The organism is Pseudomonas sp. HLG18, from assembly GCF_051903985.1.
Classification (GTDB): Bacteria; Pseudomonadota; Gammaproteobacteria; order Pseudomonadales; family Pseudomonadaceae; genus Aquipseudomonas; species Aquipseudomonas fluorescens_BT.
The window spans coordinates 910,785-935,573 of record NZ_CP195831.1 but is presented as its reverse complement, the minus strand read 5'-3'; the positions used below and the strand labels follow the sequence as shown (position 1 = coordinate 935,573).

The window sequence follows — 24,789 nt, the reverse complement described above, 5'->3', positions numbered from 1 at the left end:
GGATTCGGTGCTCAGGCGGTTGCAGCCATGGCATGGCGACGGTGATGTACCTCAAGTTGATCCTTGATCACCTTGAGCACCCTGGCTTCGTGTTCATGAATGAAGAAGTGCCCGCCGGCCAGCATGTCCACCGAGAAGCTGCCGGAGGTTTCCTTGCTCCAGCCGATCAATTGTTCAGTGGTGGCCTTGTCGGCCTTGCCGCCCAACACATGCACCGGGCACTTGAGCAACGGGCGCTGCAACGGCTGGAATTTGCCGCAGAGCAGGAAATCCGCGCGCAGGATCGGCAGGGTCAGGCTCATCAACTCTGCGTTGGCCAGCACTTCCTCGCTGGTGCCGTTGAGCGTGCGCAACTGGTCGATCAGTTCGGCGTCGGTCTTCGGGTCGGCAAAACCGCGGTCGTAATCGGCGCGCATGGTCGGCGCAGCAGTCCCCGAGGCGAACAGCGCCACCGGTTCCGGACAGCCCAGCGCCCGTAGCGCGTGGGCGATTTCGCAGGCCATCAGCGCCCCCAGGCTGTGGCCGAACAGCGCATAAGGGCTCTTGAGTGTCGGGCGCAATTCCCTGGCCAGTTGCATCGCCAGTACGCGCATGTCGGTGTGCAGCGGCTCGTCGAACCGTGCGCCGCGCCCCGGCAGTTCCACCGGTTGCAGTTGCAGCCATTGCGGCAGCTTCGGCCGCCAGCGGCTGTAGACCATGGCACTGGCGCCGGAGTACGGCAGGCACAGCAGGGTCAACTTGTTCACCACGTTTCCCTCGAAAAATGTCTCTTCATGAGGTTACGGATCAACGACCGGGCAAATTAGTCGGCGGTGACTAAATTCCCCCCACAAACCCTCGTTAACCGTTCAGGCCAAAACAACAACGAGGATTCACCGTGGACCTGCAGACCATCCTGGGCAAGCTGTTCGCCAATGCCGGCGCCGTCGGCATCGAAGGCGTTTTCCAATTCGTGCTGGGTCCACAGCTGGCGTGCTGGTCCGAGGTCAAGGCCAGCACCCGCACCGAGGCCGGTCGACACCCGAGCCCGGACGTGACCATTGAGGTGGCGCCCGACGATTTTGCCGGGATCATGTCCGGTACTGCCAACGTCGAAGAACTGTTCGCCAGCGGTCGGCTGAAGATCGGCGGCAACATGGGCCTGGCGACAATGCTGCCGCAGATCATCGACCACGCCCGCTACGGGGGTGCGCCGGCGCAGAAGGTCGACATGAACAAGCGCTACCCGACTCCGCCGCGCCGCAGTGAAGCCATCACCGCCGCACGACCGGTGCAGACCATCGTCGAACGCCGGCCGCGCAGCGAATTGTCACTTCAGGAGTTCAAGGAGCGCTATCTGCCCGCCGGCACGCCGGTGGTCATCAGCAATGCCTTGCACGACTGGCCGCTGTTCAAGCTCAGCCGCGAAGAGTCGCTGGTGCATTTCGCCGAACTGCAAGGCATCACCCGCCACGGCGATTACGTGAAGAAAACCTTCTCCACCGAACGGGATTTCCGTTCCACCTCGATGGCCGATTTCATCGCCTCACTGGACAGCCCGGCAGTCAAGGGCGCGGACGGCGAGCCGCCGGCGTACATGGGCAACAACATCCTGCCGGCCGCCCTGATGCAGCAGATTAAATACCCGCCCTACTTCGATGCGTCGCTGTTCATCCCGCCACGGATCTGGATCGGCCCCAAGGGCACGCTGACGCCGCTGCACCGCGACGACTCCGACAACCTGTTCGCCCAGGTCTGGGGCCAGAAGAAATTCACCCTCGCCGCGCCCCACCACCGCGAAGCGCTGGGCACCTGGTCCACTGCGCCCGAGGGTGGGCTGGACGGCTGCGATTTCAACCCGGACGCGCCGGATTATGAGCGCTTCCCCGCCGCCCGCGACGTGACATTCCTGCGCGTGACCCTGGAGGCCGGGGATCTGTTGTTCCTGCCCGAAGGCTGGTTCCATCAGGTGGAATCCGTCTCGACGTCGCTTTCCGTCAACTTCTGGGTGAACTCGGGCCGGGGCTGGTGACCGGCATTATTTGAGGTGACGAAAGCTCTGCACCGCCGAGCCCAGCACCACCACCCCGGCGGCAATCGCCAGCCAGAAGCCGCTGCGCGCACCGAACGCATCCACCAATGCGCCGGAGCCAGCGGCGCCGATGGCCACGCCGATGCTCAAACCGGTCACCAGCCAGGTCAGGCCTTCGGTGAGTTTGGCCGGCGGCACAATGCGTTCGATCAACGCCATCGCCACGATCAGGGTCGGAGAGAAGAACAGCCCGGCGATGAACACCGCGACGGCCAACCCGAAAATATTGCTCGCCAGCAACAGCGGCAAAGTGGTCACCGCTGTCGCCAGACCGCCGTAGAGAAACAGCCGAGGCAACGGCAGCTTCGAGCGCATCGCGCCGAAGGCGATACCGGCCAGACAGGAACCGATGGCGTACACCGACAACACGATGCTCGCCGCCGCCGGCTGGCCCTGCTGCTGAGCGAACGCGACGCTGACCACATCCACCACGCCGACAATCACGCCCATGGCGAGCATCAACGCCAGCAGCCATTGCACGTCGGTCGAACGAATGATCGAGCCCTGATGCTGCGATTCGTGCGGATGCACCGGCGGCTCGGTGCTGCGCTGGGCAACAAACGCCGTCACGCCAATCGCCAGCATCAACAGCGCCGCCAGTGGCCCGGCCTCGGGAAACACGCCGACGCACAAGCCCACCGACAACGGCGGGCCGACAATGAAGCAGACTTCGTCGAGCACCGACTCCAGCGCATAGGCCGTCTGCAACTGCGGCTGGCCGCGATAGATTTCGGTCCAGCGCGCCCGCGCCATCGCCGACATGCTCGGCATGCAACCGGCCAGCGCGGCGCAGACAAACAGGGTCCAGGTCGGCGCCTGCAAGCGGGTGCACAACAGCAACATCAGCAGCGCGCCCCCGCCGATCAGCGCCGCCACCGGCAGCACTCGCCCCTGACCGAAACGATCCACCAGCCGTGACACCTGCGGCGCGCAAAACGCCGTGGCCAAGGCAAAGGTCGCCGCCACCCCACCCGCCAACGCGTAGCCGCCGGTCAATTGCGAGAGCATGGTGATCACGCCGATACCGGTCATCGAAATCGGCATGCGCGCGACCATCGCGGCGATCACAAAAGCCCGGGCGCCGGGTGCGTTGAACAACTCGCGGTAAGGGTTTGCCATCGGATGCAGCCTCATCAGGGGCGGCCAAGTTGCCACAAAGCCTGACGGCCGGGGAAGCGCGCAATTGTTGGCGGAATGTGAAGTCCCTGTGGAATGCAAGGCCAATCGCTGCCGCATAAAGCTGTCGATGATTTCATGTACGCGGATGAACTCTCGTCGCCGGCCATCAGTCAGCTAAGTAAGCCCCCAACCCAAGGCGCACCCCTGCATGCAGATTTCCCTCGCCCGCCAAGTGGCTCTTGTCACCGGCGCCAGCTCCGGCATCGGCCACGGCGCCGCCAAAGCCCTGGCCGCTGCCGGTGCCGCCGTGGTCATCAACTACAACCGGCAGGCCGAGCCGGCCGAAGCGCTGGCCCGGCAGATCGTCGCCGACGGTGGTCAGGCCATCGCCATCGGCGCGGATGTGTCCAAGGAAGAGGACGTGGAGCGACTGTTCCAGCACACCCTCGATGCCTTCGGAACGCTGGACATTCTGGTGGCCAATTCCGGCCTGCAAAAAGACGCGGCGGCGGTGGATATGTCGCTGGCCGACTGGAACGCGGTGATCGGCGTCAACCTCACCGGCCAGTTCCTCTGCGCCCGCGCCGCGCTGCGGATCTTCAATCGCCAGGGCGTGCGCGAAGGCGTGTCCCGGGCTGCCGGCAAGATCATCCACATGAGCTCGGTGCACCAGCGCATTCCCTGGGCCGGGCACGTCAATTACGCAGCGTCCAAGGGCGGCGTCGATCAATTGATGCAGACCCTGGCCCAGGAAGTCAGCCACCAGCGAATCCGCATCAACGGCATCGCGCCAGGAGCGATCCGCACGGCCATCAATGAAGACGCCACCGAAGGCGACGCCGGGCAAGCGCTGCTCAAACTCATCCCTTACGGTCGCATCGGCGATGTCGAGGACGTGGCCAACGCGGTGGTGTTCCTCGCCTCCGATGCCTCGGACTACATCGTCGGCACCACCCTGTTCATCGACGGCGGCATGAGCCTCTATCCGGAGTTCCGTGGCAATGGCTGAGCATCCTTGCGAACGACAAAGTCCCATCGACGCCCACGGCATCATTGGCGACATGCGCAGTGCCGCGCTGGTCAATGACAAGGGCAGCGTGGATTTCTTCTGCTGGCCGGAGTTCGACAGCCCGTCGATCTTCTGCTCGCTGCTGGACACCCCCGATGCGGGGATTTTTCAGCTCGCACCGGACCTGCCCGATGCCCGGCGCGAGCAGATTTACCTGCCGGACACCAACGTCCTGCAAACCCGCTGGCTCAGCGATCACGCCGTGGTGGAAATCACCGATCTGCTGCCCATCGGCGACAACGACGATGCACTGCCGCTGTTGATGCGCCGGGTGCGGGTGGTCAGCGGGCAGGCGACGTTTCATCTGCGCTGCGCCGTTCGGCATGACTATGCCCGTGCTGATACCCGCGCCGTCATCGATCAAAAGGATGTGCTGTTCAGCGCCAGCGGGCAGGCGACCCTGCGGCTGGCCTCGGATCAAACCTTGAGCGTCGATGACGCTGCAGCGGTCGGGCAATTCACCCTCAAGCAGGATGAAACGGCGGCGTTCATGCTCGGCGCCAGCGACGATCCGCGTTTTGCCGAAGGCGCCGCGCAGCTGTGCATCGAACGCACCCTGAAGTTCTGGCGCGACTGGATCGGCCAGTCCAACTATCGCGGTCGCTGGCGGGAAATGGTCAACCGCTCGGCCCTGGCCTTGAAGCTGCTGACCTCGCGCCAGCACGGCGCAATCCTCGCCGCCGCCACCTTCGGCCTGCCGGAAACAACCGGCGGCGAACGCAACTGGGACTATCGCTACACCTGGATCCGCGACGCCTCGTTCACCGTCTACGCCTTCATGCGCCTGGGCTTTGTCGACGAAGCCAACGCCTACATGCGCTGGCTGCGCGGGCGGGTCAGCGATTGCAGCGGCCGGCCGATGAAGCTGAACATCCTCTACGCCATCGACGGGCGCCAGGAACTGCCGGAAACCGAACTCACGCATTTGTCGGGACATGGCGGCGCAAAACCGGTGCGTATCGGCAATGGCGCCTACGACCAGATTCAACTGGATATCTTCGGCGAACTGATGGACGCCGTTTATCTGGTCAACAAATACGGCGACGCGATTTCCCACGAAGGCTGGAAACATGTGATGGAAGTGGTCGATCAGGTCTGTGAGACCTGGCAGACCAAGGATGTAGGCATCTGGGAAATGCGCGGTGAGCAACATCACTTCCTGCATTCGCGGCTGATGTGCTGGGTGGCGCTGGACCGGGCGATCCGCCTGGCCTCGAAACGCTCGCTACCGGCGCCCTTCGCCCGCTGGGACCAGACCCGTCAGGCCATCCACGCCGACATCTGGGACAACTTCTGGAACGAAGAGCGCGGGCATTTCGTGCAATACCAGGGCGGCACCGCGCTGGATGGCTCGATGCTGCTGATGCCGTTGGTGCGCTTCGTCAGCGCCAAGGATCCGAAATGGCTGGCGACGCTGGAAGCGATCGAGAAGCATCTGGTGCGTGACGGCATGGTTTACCGCTACCGCAACGACGATGCCGGCATCGATGGTTTGTCGGGCACTGAAGGCGCTTTTGCTGCGTGCTCGTTCTGGTACGTCGAGTGTCTGGCTCGGGCCGGGCAAGTGGAAAAGGCCCATCTGGAATTCGAGCAACTGCTGCGTTACGCCAATCCGCTGGGTCTGTACGCGGAGGAATTCGACAACCGTGGACGGCATCTGGGCAACACGCCTCAGGCGTTGACCCATCTGGCGTTGATCAGCGCGGCGAGTTTTCTCGATCGCAAGTTGAGCGGGGAGAAGAATTACTGGCAACCGTAGTCATCCTTCTTCGCCAGAGTCTGTAAGAAAGATCTCAACTCCAATTGCCGTTTGTAGGATGGCTACCTACGAACGGCAAACACCCCCAAGCCTTGCGGTTGAAGGGCTGGCCCACACAATCGATTCCTTTCGATACAACTTGTTGAAGGCGCGACCTGCAAAAACCTGCCAACCCCGTGTAACGCTTGGCCCTCGACTCGCACTTACACCCCGAAATACCTTGTTGCCAGCTGTTACATCCCCCCCTACCATCCACCGCAACGGGCACAGCGGAGCTGTCCAATAAAAACCCGATTCAAGGAACCAGAATGAGCCAACGCATCCACCGCCCCATCGATTCCCCGTTGAGGTCTGGCCTGACCCGCGACGAACTGTGGGAAGCCGCCGACAAGGGCCTGATCAAATGCTGGGAAATCGGCCGCCAGCGCGCCACCCGCTTCCCCGACCTCGCCCAACGCTGCAGCGCCGATGAGTTGCCGGTGCTGGGCTGGAAAGGTGGCGTGAGCCGCAGCCTGAAGAAAAACGAAAAGTACGGATCGCTGAAATACCTCGCCCAGTGGCAGGGTTTGCGCGGGGAGGATCTGGATATTGATCTGGGCGCCGAGCGGGTCATGACCTGCTCGCGGACGAAAATGGTGGTGACGTTTACGCCGGATCGCAGCAAGTATTTCAATCAGGTGGCGGAAGCCGAAACTTGAGGAGTCCCGTATGACCCAAGCCGTGATGCAGTTTTGCAAAACTGAAAGCCTGACCATCGGCTATGAGCATCACGGCCCGAAAAACGGCACGCCGGTCATCCTGCTCCACGGTTTCCCCTACTCCCCCCGCGCCTATGACGAAATCGCCTCGCCCCTCGCCGCCAAAGGTTATCGGGTGATCGTGCCGTACCTGCGCGGCTACGGGCCGACCTGTTTCAACAGCCCGGACACGTTGCGCTCCGGTCAGCAAGCGGCATTGGCTCAGGATCTGCTGGATCTGATGGACTCACTGGATATCGAACAAGCGACGTTGTGCGGTTACGACTGGGGCGGTCGGGCGGCGTGCATTGTGGCGGCGCTGTTCCCTGAGCGGGTGCGCGGGTTGGTGACGGGCGATGGCTACAACCTGCAGGACATTCCGAACTCGGTCCAGCCGCTGGATCCGCAGAGCGAGCATCGTTACTGGTATCAGTACTACTTCCACACGCCCCGTGGCGTTGAAGGGCTGACGCAGAATCGACGGGCGCTGTGCGAGTTGCTGTGGCAGTTGTGGTCGCCGACCTGGGCGCGGAACGCCGAGCGTTTTCCGTTGAGCGCGCAGGCGTTCGACAACCCGGATTTCGTTGAGGTGGTGATTCACTCCTACCGCCATCGCTTCATGTATGCGCCGGGCGATCCGGAGCTGGACTGGATGGAGCAGGCGCTGGAGAAACAACCGGCGATCGGCGTTCCGACGATTTCGCTGTGCGGTGCTGATGATGGTGTAGGCCCAGCCCCGGCGGACGATGAAGATGCCCATCACTTCACCGGACTTTATGAGCGGCGGGTGCTGGCCGGTGTCGGGCATAACATTCCCGAGGAAGCACCGGGCGAAACGCTCAAGGCATTACTGGATCTGCTCCAGCGCTGACCGAAAACCGCTCCCGATACGCTTGCGGCGTCACGCCCATGGCCCGCAGGAAGCTGCGTCTCAAGGTTTCTTCACTGCCAAATCCGCAATTGGCCGCAACCCGTTTGATCGGCAGCCCGGTATCGCTCAACAACCGGCGCGCGGTTTCAACGCGGATCAGTTCGATGGCCCGGGCCGGGGTCTGGCCGGTGTCGGCGCGGTAGTGGCGCACGAAGCTGCGTTCGCTCATGCCGGCCTGTTCGGCGAGGGTCGGGATGCCCAGATCGCAGGTCAGGTGTTCGGCAATCCACGCGTGCAGATCGTCGAAGCGGTTACCCTGTTTTTGCAGCGACAGCGTCACGCTGAATTGCGACTGCCCGCCCGGGCGTTTGAGGAACACCACCAGTTGCCGGGCGACGTCCAGGGCCATGTCGCGGCCGAGGTCGTCTTCGACCATGGCCAGCGCCAGGTCGATGCCGGCGGTAACGCCCGCCGAGGTCCAGACCGGGCCGTCGTTGATGAAGATCGGGTTGGGCTCGACCTGTAATTGCGGATGCTGCTGCGCCAGTTGCTCGCAGCGGGTCCAGTGGGTGACGACCCGGCGACCGTCGAGCCAGCCGCTGGCCGCCAGCAGAAAGGCGCCGGTGCAGACCGAAGCCACGCGTCGACAGCCGTTGGCGTGTTCACGCACCCAACTCACCAACCCGGTGTCTTCCGCAGCGGCGTAAACGCCCCAGCCGCCGGCGACGATCAGGGTATCGCTGGGCTGTTTCGGCAGTGGTTCGGCCAGCATCGCCAACCCGGCGGAAGAACTCACCGCCCCGCCGCCGCTGGCGATGACCGTTGGCGCATACGGCGCGGGCAAACCCTGCTGGCGGGCGATGTCGTTGGCCGAGGCGAAGACCTGCAACGGGCCGGTGACATCGAGCAGTTGCACATTGGCGAACGCGAGTACGTGGATGGTTTTCGGCATTTGGCGTAATTCGTGGGCTGATTGGCGTATGCGCCAAAACCTACGCGCCTACAGTGAAGCCGTCTACCCCCTTTTCACGGAGAAGAATCATGGCGTTGCAGATCGGTTTTCTGTTGTTTCCCCAGGTGCAGCAACTCGACCTGACCGGCCCGTACGACGTGCTGGCCTCATTGCCGGACGTGCAAGTGCATCTGGTCTGGAAAGATCTGGTGCCGGTGACTTCCAGCACCGGGCTGGTGCTGAAACCCACCACCACGTTCGAGGATTGCCCGGATCTGGACGTGATCTGCGTACCCGGCGGCGCCGGGGTCGGGCCGTTGATGGAGGATGAGCAGACGCTGGCGTTCATCAAGGCGCAAGCCGCGCAGGCGCGTTACGTGACGTCGGTGTGCACCGGTTCGCTGGTGCTTGGCGCGGCGGGACTGTTGCAGGGCAAACGGGCGACCACGCACTGGGCTTATCACGATCTGCTGCCGACATTGGGCGCAATCCCGGTGAAGGATCGGGTGGTGCGCGACGGCAATCTGTTCACCGGGGGCGGCATCACGGCCGGGATCGATTTTGCCCTGACCCTGGCGCAGGAGCTGGTGGGCGTCGACACGGCGCAACTGGTGCAGTTGCAGCTGGAATATGCGCCAGCGCCGCCGTTTGATTCGGGCAGCCCGGACACGGCGCCGAGTGCTGTTGTCGATGAGGCGCGCAAACGTGCGGCGCCTTCGCTGAAGTTGCGCACGGAAATCACCGAGCGTGCGGCGGCGAAACTCAACCTGCGCTGATCTCCCGCCAAACACAAAACCCTGTGGGAGCGGGCTTGCTCCGGGCGGCGATCCGACGAATGCGGTATATCAGTCGATATCTTTTTGCCTGACACACCGTATTCGCGAGCAAGCCCGCTCCCACATTGGGTTTGTGTATGAATTCGGATTCACGCGCTGTCCCCACATCCCGCCACACCTTCACTTGTCCCCTCGCCCCCACCCGTGTAGAAAGCCTGTCCACAAATCGTGCACAAGGACTTTCCATGACAGCTCTGCCATGGCTCTATCTCGGGCTTCTCAGCCTTGGTTACGGATTGGCGCTGAGCTTCGGCCAACTCGGCTGGCTGGCGCTGATCTCCATTGCACTGCTGGTTTTCGCCGGTTACGCCGTGCGCCAGCAAACCGTACCGGTGGGGCGTTTTCTCGGCCATGGCCTGTTTATCGTGCTGGCCGTGGCGCTGGCCATGCACTGGCTGCCGGGTTTCTACAACGGCCGGGCCATCCCCGCGCAACGTTTCACTGACAACGCCGTGCCGTTCTCGATGTTCGTGAATCTCGACAAACCGCTGATCGGCTTCTGGCTGTTGCTGGTTTGCCCGTGGATCGTCGCGCGGCGCTCGTTGCGCCTGACGGTCTACGCCACCGCGCTGGCACTGACGTTGAGTGTGATTCTGGCGCTGGGCGGCGCGGTGTTGCTGGGCATGATCACCTGGGCACCGAAATGGCCGGATCAGGCGTGGCTGTGGGTGCTGAACAATCTGCTGCTGGTGACGCTGGTCGAAGAGGCGCTGTTTCGCGGCTATATACAGGGTGGCCTCAGCCGGCGTTTCAAACACCTGCCCTACGGCGACAACCTCGCGCTGCTGCTCGCGTCCCTGCTGTTCGGCCTGGTGCATGTGGGCGCTGGCTGGCAATGGGTGTTGCTGGCGGGCCTGGCGGGTGTCGGCTATGGTCTGGCCTACCGATTTGGCGGGCTTGCTGCAGCGATCGCCACGCATTTTGGCCTGAACCTGCTGCATTTCGGCCTGTTCACTTATCCGATGCTCGCGGGTTGAAGCAAGGCCCGTTTTGCGACGCCGTACGGATAAATGAAAAAAAACTTCAATAAATGGCCGACCCCGCCGACAACCTTTCAAAGCCTTGCGGATTGAAAAACCATGCGTAACAACCAGCCCATTACACAACGCGAACGGACTTTCCCGGCTCAGCAACGGTTGATTTCCACAACCGACGCCAAGGGCGTGATCACCTACTGCAACGACGCTTTCGTCGAAATCAGCGGGTTCTCGCGTGAGGAACTGATCCGTGCGCCGCACAACCTGGTTCGTCACCCCGACGTCCCGGCGGCGGTGTTTTCGCATATGTGGGGCACACTGAAACAAGGCTTGCCATGGATGGGCATTGTCAAGAACCGCTGCAAATCCGGTGACCATTACTGGGTTAACGCCTATGTAACGCCGGTGTTCGATGGCAGTCAGGTGATCGGTTACGAGTCGGTGCGGGTCAAACCCACTGCCGAACAGATCCGCCGTGCCGAAGCGCTCTACCAACGCATCAACCAGGGCAAGTCGGCGATTCCTTCGAGCGACAAATGGCTGCCGATCGTGCAGGACTGGCTGCCGTTCATTCTGGTCAGCCAGTTGAGTTTCATGATCGGCGCCACCCTGAACTCGCATTGGGGCTTTGCCCTCGCCGCCGGTCTGTCGGTGCCGCTGGGTCTGTTGGGCCTGCAATGGCAGCAACGCGGGCTCAAGCGCCTGCTGCGTCTGGCCGAGCAGACCACGTCCGACCCGTTGATCGCGCAAATGTACACCGACAGCCGTGGCGCCCAGGCGCGTCTGGAAATGTCGATCCTCAGCCAGGAAGCCCGACTGAAAACCTGCCTGACCCGGCTGCAGGACACCGCCGAGCACCTGACCGATCAGGCCAAACAGTCCGACGCCCTGGCGCACAACAGCTCCAGCGGTCTGGAACGCCAGCGCGTGGAAACCGAACAGGTCGCCACCGCCGTCAACCAGATGGCCGCCACCACGCAAGAAGTGGCGAGCCACGTCCAACGCACCGCCGACGCCACCCAGGAAGCCAATCGCCTGACCGGTCGCGGCCGCGACATCGCCGGCGAAACCCGCGAAGCCATCCAGCGCCTGTCGGTGGTGGTCGGTGAAACCGGCCTGACCGTGACCCAACTGGCCAAGGACAGCGACGAAATCGGCGGCGTGGTCGACGTGATCAAAGGCATCGCCGACCAGACCAACCTGCTCGCGCTCAACGCTGCGATTGAAGCAGCACGTGCCGGCGAAATGGGCCGTGGTTTTGCCGTGGTGGCCGACGAAGTCCGCCAACTGGCACAACGCACCAGCGAATCCACCGGCCAGATCCACGCCCTGATCGCCAAGCTGCAACAGACTGCGTCCAGCGCCGTACAAACCATGGAAGCCGGCCATCGTCAGGCGGAAGAAGGTGTGGCACGGGTGCTGGAAGCAGACCAGGCACTGGTCGGCATCAGCGAAGCCGTGGCCAACATCACCGACATGACCACCCAGATCGCCGCCGCGACCGAAGAGCAAAGTGCCGTGGCTGAAGAAATCAGCCGCAACATCAGCAACATTTCGGAACTGGCGGACCAGACCTCGGAACAGGCGCATAACTCGGCGTTGCTGAGTGAAGAGCTGACGAAGACTGCCAACACGCAATACTCGTTGGTGGAGCGGTTTAACCGCTGATTGATCTGGCAATAAAGAAACCCCGGACAGCGAAAGCTTCCGGGGTTTTTATTGCCAGTCTGAAATGGGCGTAGCCAGCACCGCCCTCTTCGTGGGCAAGCCCACTCCCACAGGGTTTCGCATTGGCCGCAAAACCTCGTAGCACCACCATCATTGTGGGAGCGGGCTTGCCCGCGAAGAGGCCCCGCCGGCCGGCGAAAATCTCATTCAAAAAGCGCGGACAGTGCCTACAACTGAATCAGACCCAACTGACTGGCACGCAATGAAGCCCGGCTCTACTTTGTCGTTCAAACCTATTTACACGGGCTAGCCAGCATGAAAAAACCTCCTACGCAGCATCCGATGATCAGGACTGACAAACCTGTGAGAAAGGAAGTCCGAGGAGAACTGACATTCCTTGAAGTGCGGCGAGCGGCACGTGATGGGCAGAAAGCATTCGATAAATTTGTGATCACTGGCAGGCTGTGACCTTTTGATATCGATGAAAAAACCGGAAGCCAAACACTTCCGGTTTTTTGTGTCGTTTACTCCTTCGGCACGAGGTTATCGAGCGCCTGATTCACCGCCAACTCGCCCAACATCACCACTTGAGCAATGCCCAACAGGGTCTTGCGGTTCGGCCCTTCCAGCAGGCCGGCAAAGTCGCCGAGCATGACCGTGGCTGACGCGAGGGATTCGCAGGCGTTGGCCAGCAAGGACTCCGTGTCGGTTTGCGGGTTGACCATGAACATGTCGTTTGGGGTGTAGGGCGTGGCCATGATCCGGGCTGCGGGTGTCAGGTAATAGTCGAGCGCGCGTTCGGCGGCGTCGTGGAGCTTTCTTGAATCGGGAAATTCGTAGGGGGACACCGGATCTTCTACCGGTGGAATGACGGTCTTGGACATCAGCTGAAACTCCGGAAAGAGTCGCTTGAGGATTTTTATAGACGGCTGCCTGACAGTGAGGGGACAAGCCCCTCACCGAGGCCGCAACTACCGCGAGACGTGATGGTTATCCAGCACACGATTGACCAGCAGCTCACTCAGCATGATGACCTGCTGCAGTATCTGCATCGCCTTGCGCTGCGACGGATCGACGGTGTCGCCAATAACCCGGGCCATATCACTGGCCGACGACAGCGTTTCGCAGGCTTCGACCAGCAGCGTTTCGTCGTCCACCGTTGGATTGACCAGATAAATCCTGCCGGGCTTGCGCGATGGCTTGGACGTCTTCTGCGCCCCAGGATCGAGGTAATGATTGATCGCCCGCTCGGTTGCCGTTTTTATGTTTTCGGCTTCCAGTGCGGCGTCGTAGGGGATTGAATCGGTTTCTGGTGGGTTGGGTGTGACTTTGAACATAGATGTAACTCCTATCGCAGACTTCAAGGAGCCATCACCCACGCTACCAAACGATGGGTGGCGGCCATACGCGGGTTGGTAGACCGGCTGCAATAGGAACCCGGCGCCCACGAATGAGCCCCACGCATGACCACCATAAAACCGAGCCCCAAGAAAGGGACTGCATACGGTGTTGCCACACAGCTATTACAGACGGGCTACCAAACCCGATCACTGTTTTTCAGTGACAGGGAAACGATATAGCCCGCCCCATAGCCGCGTAAGCCGGCGGATTCTGGCGTACGTGTAGGCAACGACGCAAGTTGTTGTAGCCCTTATGGCGTAACGGTTCGTGTACTTTAAACACGCTTACCGGATTACGTTTACTCACTGAAAATGCTGGAAACTCTGTTGTTCTTAATAATGATGTCTGGCATATCGCTCTAATGAGCAACGTGGCACTCGAGAGCGATCAGTTTGAGATGCGAGCAAATATTAATCCGCCCTTTGAGGGAGATTGATGTAGGTCAAAATTTTACCTACACCTTACCTCTAATCCTTTGCATACACTGTCCGCGTCCGTACTTTACCTTTCATAGACTTTGGTCTTAGTAAGCTCGACACCTGCAGTAGTGAAACCTTTTCGATGATAGCATTTGGCCTTTTATTGCGAAGGATTGCAGGATGAAAGCGCTGATCAATGTAAAACCGAGCCCAGAGCAACTGGCGCTTTTCTCCCGCAGCAGCGCGGGGGTCGAGGTCATTCGAGGCGCCGCCGGCAGCGGAAAGACCACGACAGCCCTGCTCAAACTTCGCTCGGCAGCAGGCTTTTATTTAAATCGTGAAAAAAAGCGCCCAACCCCAGGCCCAGTGAACATTCTGGTACTGACATTCAATCGAACGTTGCGTGGCTACATCGCTGAGCTCACTGAACGACAGTTTGCAGGTGAGCCGTTGGTGAAACTCGATTTCTATACCTTCAACAAATGGGCTCAACACCTGACCGGTGCTCAGGGCATCATTGATATCGCGGGAACCGCCGGACACCTAAAAAGTTTGGCCGGCCGGATGAAAATGGATGCCGACTTTGTTGTCGATGAAGCCGGTTACGTCTTAGGCCGATTCGAACCAGATAAACTGGATGACTACCTGACGGCTCGACGCGACGGTCGCGGAATCACGCCACGTATGGAACGCCCTGCTCGCCAACGGCTGCTGGACGAAGTTATCCGGCCCTACAACGAGATGAAGCGGGCAAGAAAGCTGCTAGATTGGAATGATCTCGCTGCCAAGCTTTCGGCCAAGACGCTCCGCCAATACGACGTCATCGTAGTGGACGAAACTCAAGATTTCTCGGGAAACGAAATCCGTGCAGTACTGAATCAGAGATCTGAAGATGCCACTGTAACCTTCGTCCTCGACAGCGCACAACGCATATACAGCCGTAACTTTACCTGGAGCGAGGTCGGTGTGAACCTGCGCCCTGAGAAAAGCAGCCGACTCCAAACTAACTATCGAAACACAAGGGAAATTGCGCAGTTTGCCAGTGCAATGTTGACTGGACTGACACTCGATGATAACGGCACCATGCCCAATTTTGACAGCGCACGGTCGAATGGGGTCAAACCCTTTGTAGTCACCGGTGATTACCCCGCTCAGTTACGCTGGGCTGTGGACTACGTAAAACGTATCGACTTGACAAAAGAATCCGTCGCATTTCTTCACCCGAAGATCTGGTTTCGAGATCTCAAGCCTTTACTTCAATCCCTGAAGTTGGGCTACGTCGAAATTACCGGCGAGCCCAACTGGCCGCAAGGCCCAGAAAACATTGCACTATGCAGTGTGCATTCAAGTAAAGGCCTAGAATTCGATCACGTCATCATGATCGGTTTGGACGGTAGCATCCTCGACATCTCCGCTCCCAAGGACGACTCGGATGAGGATCAGGGCAGTGATGAATATGAATTGTCTGCTCGCCTCCGTAGACTGATTGCCATGGGAATAGGCCGAGCCAAGGAAAGCGTGGTGCTTGGGTTCAAAACCTCGGATACTCCCGATATTATGCGTTTTATCGATAATGGCCTGTACACGGAAGTAAAGGTATGAGCATCGAAAAATTCTCCAAGGACCGAGGCATCGAGTCCATTGTCCACTTCACCACAAACCGTGGCGCGCTGGGAATATTTGCGTCAAATGGACTCAAATCCCGCCAGCGCCTCGACGCTGATGATCAGCTCAAGCATATTTTTCAGCCTAACGCGCAGCGCAGGAACAAGGACGTTGCGTGGTTGGACTATGCCAACCTTTCAATCAGCCGCATCAATACCAGCTTCTTTCGCTACTCAGGCAACTGGCACCGCGAGCAGAATTTTTTCTGGTGCATTTTTGATTTTTCACCTGAGATAATGCAGCACGATGGGGTCTGGTTCACGACTACCAACAACATCTACACCGGCGTACATCGCGCCCAGGGCCTTGAAGGACTGGAAGATGCGTTCAAGGACACTACTACGCTTTGGACGGGCAACGTTATTGCACGAACTGCCGATCACCTGCCGTGCCTTCCAACCTGTCCTCAAGCAGAAATCTTGTACCCAGGTGAGGTCTCTACTGATTTCCTGCAGCGCGTTTATGCACGCTGCGACTCGGACAGTAATGAGATCGCCGCGCAGATGTACGCGGTGGGTCACCGGATAGTGCCCGTCATCGTGAACCCCGACCTGTTTGATGAGATTAAGTGAGCCATTCAATGTCAGAAAATCGACTCAAGCGTACGATCTCTTCAGCCCTCTGGTCGGCTTATGGGGACGCGTTGGGCTTTCCCACCGAACTCGCGTCGGATAAGACTGTGCAACAGCGCCTTGGTCACTCTCGAGTCACACGCACAGAAAGTTGGAAACGCCTAATAGGCGGCCGCTTCGGTGCACAGGTACAACTACCTGCTGGCGCTTACTCCGACGACACGCAACTGCGCCTATCGACATGCAGGGCGATTACAGGGCAAGGCTACTTCGACGTCGAAGCATTCGCCAAAATCGAACTTCCGGTATGGCAATCCTATGCACTCGGTGCAGGAAGAGGCAGCAAATCCGCTGCGGGAGCGCTATGCAACAGAAGCAATAGCTGGTTCAGCAACTTCTTTTCCGGTTATGAAAATGGTGGCGGCAATGGCGCTGCGATGCGAGTTCAGCCACACATCTGGGCCGCAGCGGACTTGAAGAAAAAAGATTCATATCTGCCTGACGTGATTCGTAATGCACTTTGTACTCACGGCCATATGCGAGCGATAGCGGGAGCCGCCGTTCACGCTCTGAGCCTTGCTCACACTCTTGAGACAGGCAGAATTCCTGGGCCCGAGGAGTGGCTCAGCTATGCAAACGATATTGAAAACATTCCCAATATCGTAGCGAACGACAACGAACTCTCTACATTTTGGCTCCCGACATGGGAAGAAAAATCAGGCCGGAGTTTGAGTTCTGCAATCGCAGATACCGCTAGCGAGTGGCGTCAGTCTGCGCGAAACGCTTATGACTTGATCGAAAAAGCCTATAACACAGATGGGACAGCTATCTACGCCCAATTGATCGCACTTGAAAATGGTTTGAGCAAGGAGGAGCGCGGGTCTGGACTCAAATGCGCGCTGTTCGCCAACGTGGCGGCCTTCCTCGGTAAACGTTACGGATCTCAAGAGACGATCGAAATGGTTGCCAACCTGCTCGATAGCGATACCGATACGATTGCGACCATGGCGGGGGCTTTAATTGGCGCTGCGAACCCTGAGGCTCGATTCATTGGACCAATTCAGGACAGCTTCTACATTACCGAAGAGGCCACGCGCATGTACGAAGTCAGCCAAGGCGAGTCAGCTGCAACCTTCAGTTATCCTGACACGCTTTACTGGCAAGCACCCCGCGCAGCTATAGATATGCTGGGCAGAGATGGGAATCAAACCTTTGTCGAGGGATTAGGCAATGCCGTTGCCTTCGGAGACCCGTATCTAGGCATGCAGAAAAACACAGCATGGCGCTGGTTCAGGTTGGACTTTGGACAGTCGATCCTTGTTAGATACCGCGCGGGCAATGACTCGAGTTCAGAGAATGTTGCCCCCCCAGCACACGCCCAGATGGATACCCCGGACATGTTTCAACAGCCCGAAAAGGATCCACTAATATTGAATCGCAAGGGGCAGCCTAAGCGTATACAGCAGCCCGTACCTGCAACGTCGACTCACAGTCTTAGCAATGAAGTATCTGCGCTCGCTACTGCGCCCTCTCCAAGCCATGAGGAGCTCAAGCCAGAACAACCGCCTTCAGGAGTTGAATGGGCCGCTCAGGAAGAGCCGATCATCTCGATGATCGACCTGGACACGTTGACGAACGAGGCCATCAAAGGCTTTGACCCAGAAGTCATCGGACGCCATTTACTGTTCTTGGCTGAACAGCCAAATGCAATCTCATTATCCATCGCCTACACGTCAATCGTCATCAAAGCTCGGAGTGCTAGACTGAAACATCGCAAACCACATTAACTGGACCTCACGCCCTTTCTGAAATCCTGAAGGGCGTGTTGCCAATATAGACACAGCTCTTACCGCGTTTCTTGATGTGTACCTGCGAGTGGACCAGCAACCATTGGATCATTCGACGTATTGGTTCGTAACGCTGAAAAAAGTGATAGTGGGTTTGAGCAACCGGTTTTTTTCAATCAATTCTCGTCGACTGAGTCAGTGGCTAAGAAGCTTTGCGGCTGACTCTACCGTCGCTTCACTATCCAAGTTCAAGTACGCCAATCCCGAACCTACGAGTTTCTGCGATACGGCTTCGCCTGCCTCTGCAAAGTCCCAAAAGTGAGCTGATGTCACTCCGTAACGCAGTTATCACCGCAATAACGGATATACGAACTAAGTCGCGTTAATAAAACCTCACCGAAGAAACTCAACAACCTCCTCCGCCGCCGAAGCCAAATGCTGCTCATGCGTAAACCCGGAAACCTTGAGCGGCTTCAAATCATGATCCCCCGCCGCCAGCCAAAACACTTCAATACTCGGCGATAAGGAATACCCTTCGACAGCGTCCCGATTCCCCAGAGCATCCCGCTCCCCCTGAACAATCAACGTCCGAGTCTTCAACCCAGCCAGATGTTCGACCCGCGGCTTCTCCGGTTTCCCCACCGCATAAAACGGATACCCCAGACAAACCAACGCATCAGCGCCAAGCTCATCAGCCAGCAAACTCGCCATCCGCCCCCCCATGGACTTCCCGCCAATCGCGAGCGGACCAGCGACATGAAGTCGCACCAGGCCATAAACCTCACGCCAGCACTCCTGCAATTTCCCCGCAGGATTCGGCGGTCGTTTGACCCCATCAACCCGCCGCTGCGCCATATAAGGAAACTCAAACCGCAACACGTTGATACCAAGCCCAGCAAGGCGCCCAGCCATATCGTTCATCCAGTCGCTATCCATCGGCGCCCCCGCCCCATGCGCCAGGATCAGCGTCGCCGAAGCCTCACCAACAGCGGCATCCCAAAGCCACCCATGATCCCGCAGGCACTGCGCCCATTGATCCCCGTCAATACTGGCCTTGTGCTGTTTGTCCATGCTTGCCTCGCTTTTAGTCTGCCTATAACTCCAGGCGAAGGACGCGCTGTTGGCGCTCACTTCGGCTGAACCGTGGATGGGGAACCATGAACACTTCTATCAGTACCGCCTACAACTACAAGGTGGTCCGCCAATTCGCCATTATGACGGTGGTGTGGGGCATCGTCGGCATGGGGCTCGGGGTTTTTCTCGCGGCTCAATTGGTCTGGCCCGAACTCAACTTCAACCTGCCGTGGACCAGCTTCGGACGCCTGCGCCCGCTGCACACCAACGCGGTGATCTTCGCGTTCGGCGGCTGTGCCTTGTTCGCCAGTTCGTTCTACTCGGTGCAGCGCACCTGCCAGACGCAATTGTTTGCACCGAAAATCGCCGCGTTCTGCTTCTGGGGCTGGCAACTGGTGATCCTGCTGGCGGCCATCAGCCTGCCACTGGGTTACACCAGCTCCAAGGAATACGCCGAACTGGAATGGCCGATCGACATCCTGATCACCATCGTCTGGGTCGCCTACGCCATCGTGTTCTTCGGCACCATCATGCAGCGCAAGACCAAGCACATTTATGTGGGCAACTGGTTCTTCGGCGCGTTCATCATCACCGTGGCGATCCTGCACATCGTCAACAACCTTGAGTTGCCGGTGAGTTTCACCAAGTCCTACTCGGTGTACGCCGGTGCAACCGACGCAATGGTGCAATGGTGGTACGGCCACAACGCCGTAGGCTTTTTCCTCACCGCCGGTTTCCTCGGGATGATGTACTACTTCGTGCCGAAACAGGCCGAACGTCCGGTGTATTCGTATCGCCTGTCGATCGTGCACTTCTGGGCGCTGATCACCCTGTACATCTGGGCCGGCCCCCACCACTTGCACTACACCGCGCTGCCGGACTGGGCGCAGTCGCTGGGCATGGTGATGTCGCTGGTTCTGCTGGCACCGAGCTGGGGCGGCATGATCAACGGCATGATGACCCTCTCGGGCGCCTGGCATAAGTTGCGCAGCGACCCGATCCTGCGCTTCCTGGTGGTGTCGCTGGCGTTCTACGGCATGTCGACCTTCGAAGGTCCGATGATGGCGATCAAGACGGTGAACGCCCTCTCCCACTACACCGACTGGACCATCGGCCACGTACACGCCGGCGCGCTCGGCTGGGTGGCGATGATTTCCATCGGCGCGCTGTACCACATGATCCCGAAAGTCTTCGGCAAAGAGCAGATGCACAGCATCGGCCTGATCAACGCGCACTTCTGGCTCGCGACCATCGGCACCGTGCTCTACATCGCCTCGATGTGGGTCAACGGCATCGCCCAGGGCCTGATGTGGCGCGCAGTCAACGAGGACGGCACGCTGACCTACTCCTTCGTCGAAACCCTGGTGGCCAGCCACCCAGGCTTCGTCGTGCGGCTGATTGGCGGGGCGATCTTCCTCAGCGGCATGTTCCTGATGGCTTACAACACCTGGCGCACCGTGCGGGCCTCGCAGCCTGCTGATGTCGTTGCTGCCGCGCAGATGGCCTGAGGAGTCCGCCATGAAACACGAAACGATTGAAAAGAACGTCGGCCTGCTGATGCTGCTGATGGTGTTCGCCGTGAGCATCGGCGGCCTGACCCAGATCGTCCCGCTGTTCTTCCAGGACGTGACCAACAAACCGGTTGAAGGCATGAAGCCCTACACCGCGCTGCAACTGGAAGGCCGCGACATCTACATCCGCGAAGGCTGCGTCGGTTGCCATTCGCAGATGATTCGTCCGTTCCGCGCCGAAACCGAACGCTACGGGCACTACTCGGTGGCCGGCGAGAGCGTGTGGGATCACCCGTTCCTGTGGGGTTCGAAACGTACCGGTCCGGACTTGGCCCGGGTCGGCGCGCGTTACTCGGATGACTGGCACCGTGCGCACTTGTACAACCCGCGCAACGTCGTACCGGAATCGAAAATGCCGGCCTACCCATGGCTGGTCACGCAACCGGTCGACAGCAGCCACACCGAAACCAAGCTCAAGGCCATGCGCACCCTCGGCGTGCCGTACACCGACGACGACATCAGCGGCGCGGTGGCCAGCCTCAAGGGCAAGACCGAAATGGACGCCCTCGTCTCCTACCTGCAAGTGCTTGGCACTGCGATCAAGAGCAAGAGGTGAGAAATGGTCTTTGAAATGAGCGCGGGGCTGATTCGCGGCCTCGGCACGGTCGTGGTGTTCGTGGCCTTCGTCGGCCTGACCCTGTGGGTGTTCAACCGCAAGCGCACGCCGGAATTCGCCGAAGCGCGCCTGCTGCCGTTTGCCGACGAGCCACAACCCGACCCAACCCAAGCATCTGAAACAAGGAGTACCCGGCCATGACCACCTTCTGGAGTACGTGGATCTGCGTACTGACCATCGGCAGCCTGATCGGCCTGACCTGGCTGCTGGTCGGCACCCGTCGGGGCGAGACCAAGGGCAGCGTCGACCAGACCATGGGCCACAGCTTCGACGGCATCGAGGAGTACGACAACCCGCTGCCGCAGTGGTGGTTCATGCTGTTCGCCGGCACGCTGGTGTTTTCCGTGGGTTATCTGATCCTTTATCCGGGCCTGGGCAACTGGAAAGGCATCCTGCCCGGCTACGAGGACGGCTGGACCGGCGTCCATGAGTGGGAAAAGGAAATGAGCAAGGCTGACGCCAAATTCGGGCCGATCTTCGCCAAATTCGCCGCCATGCCGGTGGAAGAAGTGGCGAAGGATCCTCAGGCGCTGAAAATGGGCGGCCGCCTGTTCGCCTCCAACTGCTCGGTGTGCCACGGCTCGGACGCCAAGGGCGCGTTCGGTTTCCCTAACCTCGCCGACAAGGACTGGCGTTGGGGCGGCAGCGCCGAAACCATCAAGACCACCATCATGGGTGGCCGGATGGCGGCGATGCCGGCCTGGGGCGAATCCCTCGGCGAGGTTGGCGTGAAGAACGTCGCCGCCTATGTTCGTCACGAACTGGCCGGGCTGCCACTGCCGGCGGACAACAAGGCCGACCTGCAAGCCGGACAGCAGACGTTCAGCACCATGTGCGTAGCCTGTCATGGGGCAACCGGCCAGGGCACTGAAGCCATGGGTGCGCCGAATCTGACGCACCCGGCCGGATTTATCTATGGCACCAGCCTGACCCAGCTTGAGCAGACCATCCGCCATGGTCGTCAGGGCCACATGCCGGCTCAGAACGAGTTGCTGGGCAACGATAAAGTGCAATTGCTGGCCGCTTATGTGTACAGCTTGAGCCATGGACTGAATACAGAAAAACTGATTACTGAAGACAAAAAACAGTAATTATTGAGTACAACACTGCCGCACGTTTCCAGTGCGGCAGTTTCCAGCCTCTTTGCGACGCATTGTCGCACCCCTTCACACCCTCTCCTTTCGGTTACCCGGATTCGGGTCTACGCTTGCTCGATGCGGACTGGCCCGTGCCGGTTCCAGGTCGACCCTGAGCGAGGCGTTGAACGAATCGGCTGACTGACATGGCCGCAAAGGCCGGTAGATACCGGCTGTCGTGCCGATTACCGTCCGTCACCCGAACCGAGCGTTCGAACACACCCCGTTACATCCGACCGGAACCCCTCGCTTTTTTCGTCCGCTGCGACATTTTGCCCGAGGGCAATTTTGTCCTTACGCGGCGCATGGAAAGGCCGCAGAATCAGCGTTGGAAAGCATTGACCCAGGTCATGGCGCGTTGCATTGACCCCCTGCTTTCTACATACTTGCGGCCGATTTTAATCCTAATAAAACACCCAAACCGTGGAACCTTAGAATGAGCACAGCAATCAGTCCGACTGCTTATAACTATAAGGTAGTCCGCCAGTTCGCCATCATGACGGTGGTCTGGGGGATCCTTGGCATGGGGCTCGGTGTCTTCATTGCCTCGCAACTGGTCTGGCCGGAGTTGAACTTCGGTCTGCCGTGGACGAGCTTTGGACGCCTGCGCCCGTTGCACACAAACCTGGTGATTTTCGCCTTCGGTGGTTGTGCACTGTTTGCCACTTCCTACTATGTCGTGCAGCGAACCTGCCAGACGCGACTGATTTCCGACAGCCTCGCGGCCTTCACCTTCTGGGGCTGGCAAGCGGTGATCGTCGGCGCGATCATTACCTTGCCGCTGGGTTACACCACCACCAAGGAATACGCGGAACTGGAATGGCCTCTCGCCATTTTGCTGGCCATTGTCTGGGTCACCTACGGTCTGGTGTTCTTCGGCACCATCACCAAGCGCAAAACCAAGCACATCTACGTCGGTAACTGGTTCTACGGCGCGTTCATCGTCGTGACCGCGATGCTGCACATCGTCAACCACATGTCGCTGCCGGTCAGCCTGTTCAAGTCCTACTCGGCCTACTCGGGCGCGACCGACGCAATGATCCAGTGGTGGTACGGCCACAATGCCGTGGGCTTCTTCCTGACCACCGGCTTCCTGGGGATGATGTATTACTTCGTGCCGAAACAGGCCGAGCGTCCGATCTACTCCTATCGTCTGTCGATCGTGCACTTCTGGGCGCTGATCACTCTGTACATCTGGGCAGGTCCCCACCACCTGCACTACACCGCACTGCCGGACTGGGCGCAATCGCTGGGCATGGCGATGTCGATCATCCTGCTGGCGCCAAGCTGGGGCGGCATGATCAACGGCATGATGACCCTGTCGGGCGCCTGGCATAAGCTGCGCACCGACCCGATCCTGCGTTTCCTCGTGGTATCGCTGGCGTTCTACGGCATGTCGACCTTCGAAGGTCCGATGATGGCGATCAAGACCGTCAACTCGCTCTCGCACTACACCGACTGGACCATCGGCCACGTACACGCCGGTGCTCTGGGCTGGGTCGCGATGATCTCGATCGGCGCGATCTACCACATGATCCCGAAACTGTTCGGCCGCGCACAGATGCACAGCGTCGGTCTGATCAACGCGCACTTCTGGCTCGCGACCATCGGTACCGTGCTGTACATCGCATCGATGTGGGTCAACGGCATCACCCAAGGCCTGATGTGGCGTGCAATCAACGATGACGGCACCCTCACCTACTCGTTCGTCGAAGCGCTGCAGGCCAGCCACCCTGGCTACATCGTTCGCGCCCTGGGCGGTGCGTTCTTTGCCAGCGGCATGCTGTTGATGGCCTACAACGTGTGGCGCACCGTTCGCGCCTCGGACCCGGCTGAAGCTGAAGCCGCCGCCAAGATCGCCGTAGTTGGAGCTCACTGATGAAGCATGAAGCTGTCGAGAAGAATATTGGCCTGCTGGCTTTCTTCATGGTCATCGCCGTCAGCGTCGGTGGCCTGACCCAAATCGTTCCGCTGTTCTTCCAGGACGTCACCAACAAGCCGGTCGAAGGCATGAAGCCGCGCACCGCCCTTGAACTGGAAGGCCGCGACGTTTACATCGCCAACGGCTGTGTCGGCTGCCATTCGCAGATGATCCGTCCGTTCCGTGCCGAAACCGAACGCTACGGCCACTACTCGGTCGCCGGTGAAAGCGTCTGGGATCACCCGTTCCTGTGGGGTTCCAAGCGTACCGGCCCGGACCTGGCCCGCGTCGGCGGTCGTTACTCCGATGACTGGCAGCGTGCGCACTTGTACAACCCGCGCAACGTCGTCCCCGAGTCGAAAATGCCGGCCTACCCGTTCCTCGTAGAAAACAAGCTCGACGGCAAAGACACGGCCAAAAAAATGGAAGTGTTGCGCACGCTCGGCGTCCCTTACACCGACGAAGACATCGCCGGTGCCAAGGATGCCGTGAAGGGCAAAACCGAAATGGACGCGCTGGTGGCCTATCTGCAAGGCCTGGGCACCATCATCAAAAGCAAACGGTGATT

At 59.7% G+C, this 24,789-nt stretch carries 23 protein-coding genes; 17 read left to right on the top strand and 6 right to left on the bottom strand.

The features are described from left to right. Positions 1-11: 11 nt before the first annotated feature. Entirely contained in the window at positions 12-749 is a 738-nt protein-coding gene (locus ACSPX5_RS04415) for a thioesterase II family protein (protein ID WP_439821012.1), read from the bottom strand. 128 nt (positions 750-877) lie between these two features. On the opposite strand from ACSPX5_RS04415, the gene ACSPX5_RS04410 reads away from it, so the two are divergent. Beyond that, positions 878-2,011: a cupin-like domain-containing protein gene (locus ACSPX5_RS04410; RefSeq protein WP_439821011.1), complete on the top strand. Its 1,134-nt coding sequence runs from the start codon at positions 878-880 to the stop codon at positions 2,009-2,011. Between the two features lie 6 nt (positions 2,012-2,017). Here ACSPX5_RS04410 and ACSPX5_RS04405 read toward each other — a convergent pair whose 3' ends face one another. After that, positions 2,018-3,190: an MFS transporter gene (locus ACSPX5_RS04405; RefSeq protein ID WP_439821010.1), complete on the bottom strand. Its 1,173-nt coding sequence runs from the start codon at positions 3,188-3,190 to the stop codon at positions 2,018-2,020. 208 nt (positions 3,191-3,398) lie between these two features. On the opposite strand from ACSPX5_RS04405, the gene ACSPX5_RS04400 reads away from it, so the two are divergent. The 4 genes from ACSPX5_RS04400 (at position 3,399) to ACSPX5_RS04385 (ending at position 7,626) form a co-directional block, all read left to right on the top strand. Further along, a complete protein-coding gene (locus ACSPX5_RS04400) occupies positions 3,399-4,199 on the top strand; it encodes a glucose 1-dehydrogenase (protein WP_207865070.1) in 801 nt (266 codons plus the stop codon). After that, positions 4,192-6,018, top strand: a complete 1,827-nt coding sequence (locus tag ACSPX5_RS04395) for a glycoside hydrolase family 15 protein (RefSeq protein WP_439821009.1) — start codon at positions 4,192-4,194, stop codon at positions 6,016-6,018. The genes ACSPX5_RS04400 and ACSPX5_RS04395 overlap by 8 nt, the downstream gene beginning before the upstream one ends. Before the next feature lie 308 nt (positions 6,019-6,326). After that, positions 6,327-6,716 carry a hypothetical protein gene (locus ACSPX5_RS04390; RefSeq protein ID WP_439821008.1) on the top strand — a complete coding sequence of 130 codons (390 nt, stop codon included), beginning with the start codon at positions 6,327-6,329 and terminating at the stop codon, positions 6,714-6,716. A gap of 10 nt (positions 6,717-6,726) precedes the next feature. Beyond that, the gene (locus ACSPX5_RS04385) at positions 6,727-7,626 is read left to right on the top strand and encodes an alpha/beta fold hydrolase (protein ID WP_439821007.1); all 900 of its coding nucleotides are present in this window, start codon (positions 6,727-6,729) and stop codon (positions 7,624-7,626) included. Here the strand turns inward: ACSPX5_RS04385 and ACSPX5_RS04380 are convergent. Next, positions 7,595-8,578, bottom strand: coding sequence for a GlxA family transcriptional regulator (locus ACSPX5_RS04380; RefSeq protein WP_439821006.1), 984 nt, complete (start codon positions 8,576-8,578; stop codon positions 7,595-7,597). The two genes, ACSPX5_RS04385 and ACSPX5_RS04380, sit on opposite strands and share 32 nt — an antisense overlap. A gap of 89 nt (positions 8,579-8,667) precedes the next feature. On the opposite strand from ACSPX5_RS04380, the gene inhA reads away from it, so the two are divergent. From inhA to ACSPX5_RS04365, 3 genes are all read left to right on the top strand, one after another. After that, on the top strand, positions 8,668-9,354 hold the full coding sequence (gene inhA, locus ACSPX5_RS04375) for an isonitrile hydratase (RefSeq protein ID WP_439821005.1): 687 nt from the start codon (positions 8,668-8,670) through the stop codon (positions 9,352-9,354). Between the two features lie 245 nt (positions 9,355-9,599). Continuing rightward, positions 9,600-10,391 carry a CPBP family intramembrane glutamic endopeptidase gene (locus ACSPX5_RS04370; protein ID WP_169429599.1) on the top strand — a complete coding sequence of 264 codons (792 nt, stop codon included), beginning with the start codon at positions 9,600-9,602 and terminating at the stop codon, positions 10,389-10,391. Between the two features lie 102 nt (positions 10,392-10,493). Beyond that, a complete protein-coding gene (locus ACSPX5_RS04365; protein WP_169429598.1) occupies positions 10,494-12,059 on the top strand; it encodes a methyl-accepting chemotaxis protein in 1,566 nt (521 codons plus the stop codon). Positions 12,060-12,583: 524 nt separating this feature from the next. On the opposite strand, the gene ACSPX5_RS04360 is transcribed toward ACSPX5_RS04365, so the two are convergent. Continuing rightward, entirely contained in the window at positions 12,584-12,943 is a 360-nt protein-coding gene (locus tag ACSPX5_RS04360; protein ID WP_169429597.1) for a DUF6124 family protein, read from the bottom strand. An 87-nt stretch (positions 12,944-13,030) separates the two neighbouring features. Next, the gene (locus tag ACSPX5_RS04355; RefSeq protein ID WP_011333295.1) at positions 13,031-13,396 is read right to left on the bottom strand and encodes a DUF6124 family protein; all 366 of its coding nucleotides are present in this window, start codon (positions 13,394-13,396) and stop codon (positions 13,031-13,033) included. Between the two features lie 663 nt (positions 13,397-14,059). Between ACSPX5_RS04355 and ACSPX5_RS04350 the strand changes: the two genes are divergently transcribed. From ACSPX5_RS04350 to ACSPX5_RS04340, 3 genes are read left to right on the top strand one after another with little or no spacing between them, the layout of a single operon-like run. Then, the gene (locus ACSPX5_RS04350; RefSeq protein WP_439821004.1) at positions 14,060-15,481 is read left to right on the top strand and encodes an AAA family ATPase; all 1,422 of its coding nucleotides are present in this window, start codon (positions 14,060-14,062) and stop codon (positions 15,479-15,481) included. Next, the gene (locus tag ACSPX5_RS04345; protein WP_439821003.1) at positions 15,478-16,116 is read left to right on the top strand and encodes a DarT ssDNA thymidine ADP-ribosyltransferase family protein; all 639 of its coding nucleotides are present in this window, start codon (positions 15,478-15,480) and stop codon (positions 16,114-16,116) included. The genes ACSPX5_RS04350 and ACSPX5_RS04345 overlap by 4 nt, the downstream gene beginning before the upstream one ends. Beyond that, positions 16,113-17,903 carry an ADP-ribosylglycohydrolase family protein gene (locus tag ACSPX5_RS04340; protein WP_439821002.1) on the top strand — a complete coding sequence of 597 codons (1,791 nt, stop codon included), beginning with the start codon at positions 16,113-16,115 and terminating at the stop codon, positions 17,901-17,903. Before ACSPX5_RS04345 ends, ACSPX5_RS04340 begins: the two co-directional genes overlap by 4 nt. 393 nt (positions 17,904-18,296) lie before the next feature. Here ACSPX5_RS04340 and ACSPX5_RS04335 read toward each other — a convergent pair whose 3' ends face one another. After that, entirely contained in the window at positions 18,297-18,974 is a 678-nt protein-coding gene (locus ACSPX5_RS04335) for an alpha/beta family hydrolase (RefSeq protein WP_439821001.1), read from the bottom strand. Positions 18,975-19,060: 86 nt separating this feature from the next. Between ACSPX5_RS04335 and ccoN (ACSPX5_RS04330) the strand changes: the two genes are divergently transcribed. The 6 genes from ccoN (ACSPX5_RS04330) (at position 19,061) to ccoO (ACSPX5_RS04305) (ending at position 24,787) form a co-directional block, all read left to right on the top strand. After that, positions 19,061-20,485, top strand: a complete 1,425-nt coding sequence (gene ccoN, locus ACSPX5_RS04330; RefSeq protein ID WP_011333291.1) for a cytochrome-c oxidase, cbb3-type subunit I — start codon at positions 19,061-19,063, stop codon at positions 20,483-20,485. Positions 20,486-20,495: 10 nt separating this feature from the next. Continuing rightward, positions 20,496-21,104, top strand: a complete 609-nt coding sequence (gene ccoO / locus ACSPX5_RS04325) for a cytochrome-c oxidase, cbb3-type subunit II (RefSeq protein ID WP_169429595.1) — start codon at positions 20,496-20,498, stop codon at positions 21,102-21,104. 3 nt (positions 21,105-21,107) lie between these two features. Then, positions 21,108-21,305 (top strand): cbb3-type cytochrome oxidase subunit 3, encoded by a 198-nt coding sequence (locus tag ACSPX5_RS04320; protein WP_085609010.1) that lies wholly within the window; start codon positions 21,108-21,110, stop codon positions 21,303-21,305. Next, positions 21,302-22,255: a cytochrome-c oxidase, cbb3-type subunit III gene (gene ccoP / locus ACSPX5_RS04315; RefSeq protein WP_323161665.1), complete on the top strand. Its 954-nt coding sequence runs from the start codon at positions 21,302-21,304 to the stop codon at positions 22,253-22,255. Before ACSPX5_RS04320 ends, ccoP begins: the two co-directional genes overlap by 4 nt. Positions 22,256-22,736: 481 nt before the next feature. Then, on the top strand, positions 22,737-24,179 hold the full coding sequence (gene ccoN, locus ACSPX5_RS04310) for a cytochrome-c oxidase, cbb3-type subunit I (RefSeq protein ID WP_085690137.1): 1,443 nt from the start codon (positions 22,737-22,739) through the stop codon (positions 24,177-24,179). Then, entirely contained in the window at positions 24,179-24,787 is a 609-nt protein-coding gene (ccoO, locus tag ACSPX5_RS04305) for a cytochrome-c oxidase, cbb3-type subunit II (RefSeq protein WP_007905434.1), read from the top strand. The genes ccoN (ACSPX5_RS04310) and ccoO (ACSPX5_RS04305) overlap by 1 nt, the downstream gene beginning before the upstream one ends. Positions 24,788-24,789: the final 2 nt, after the last annotated feature.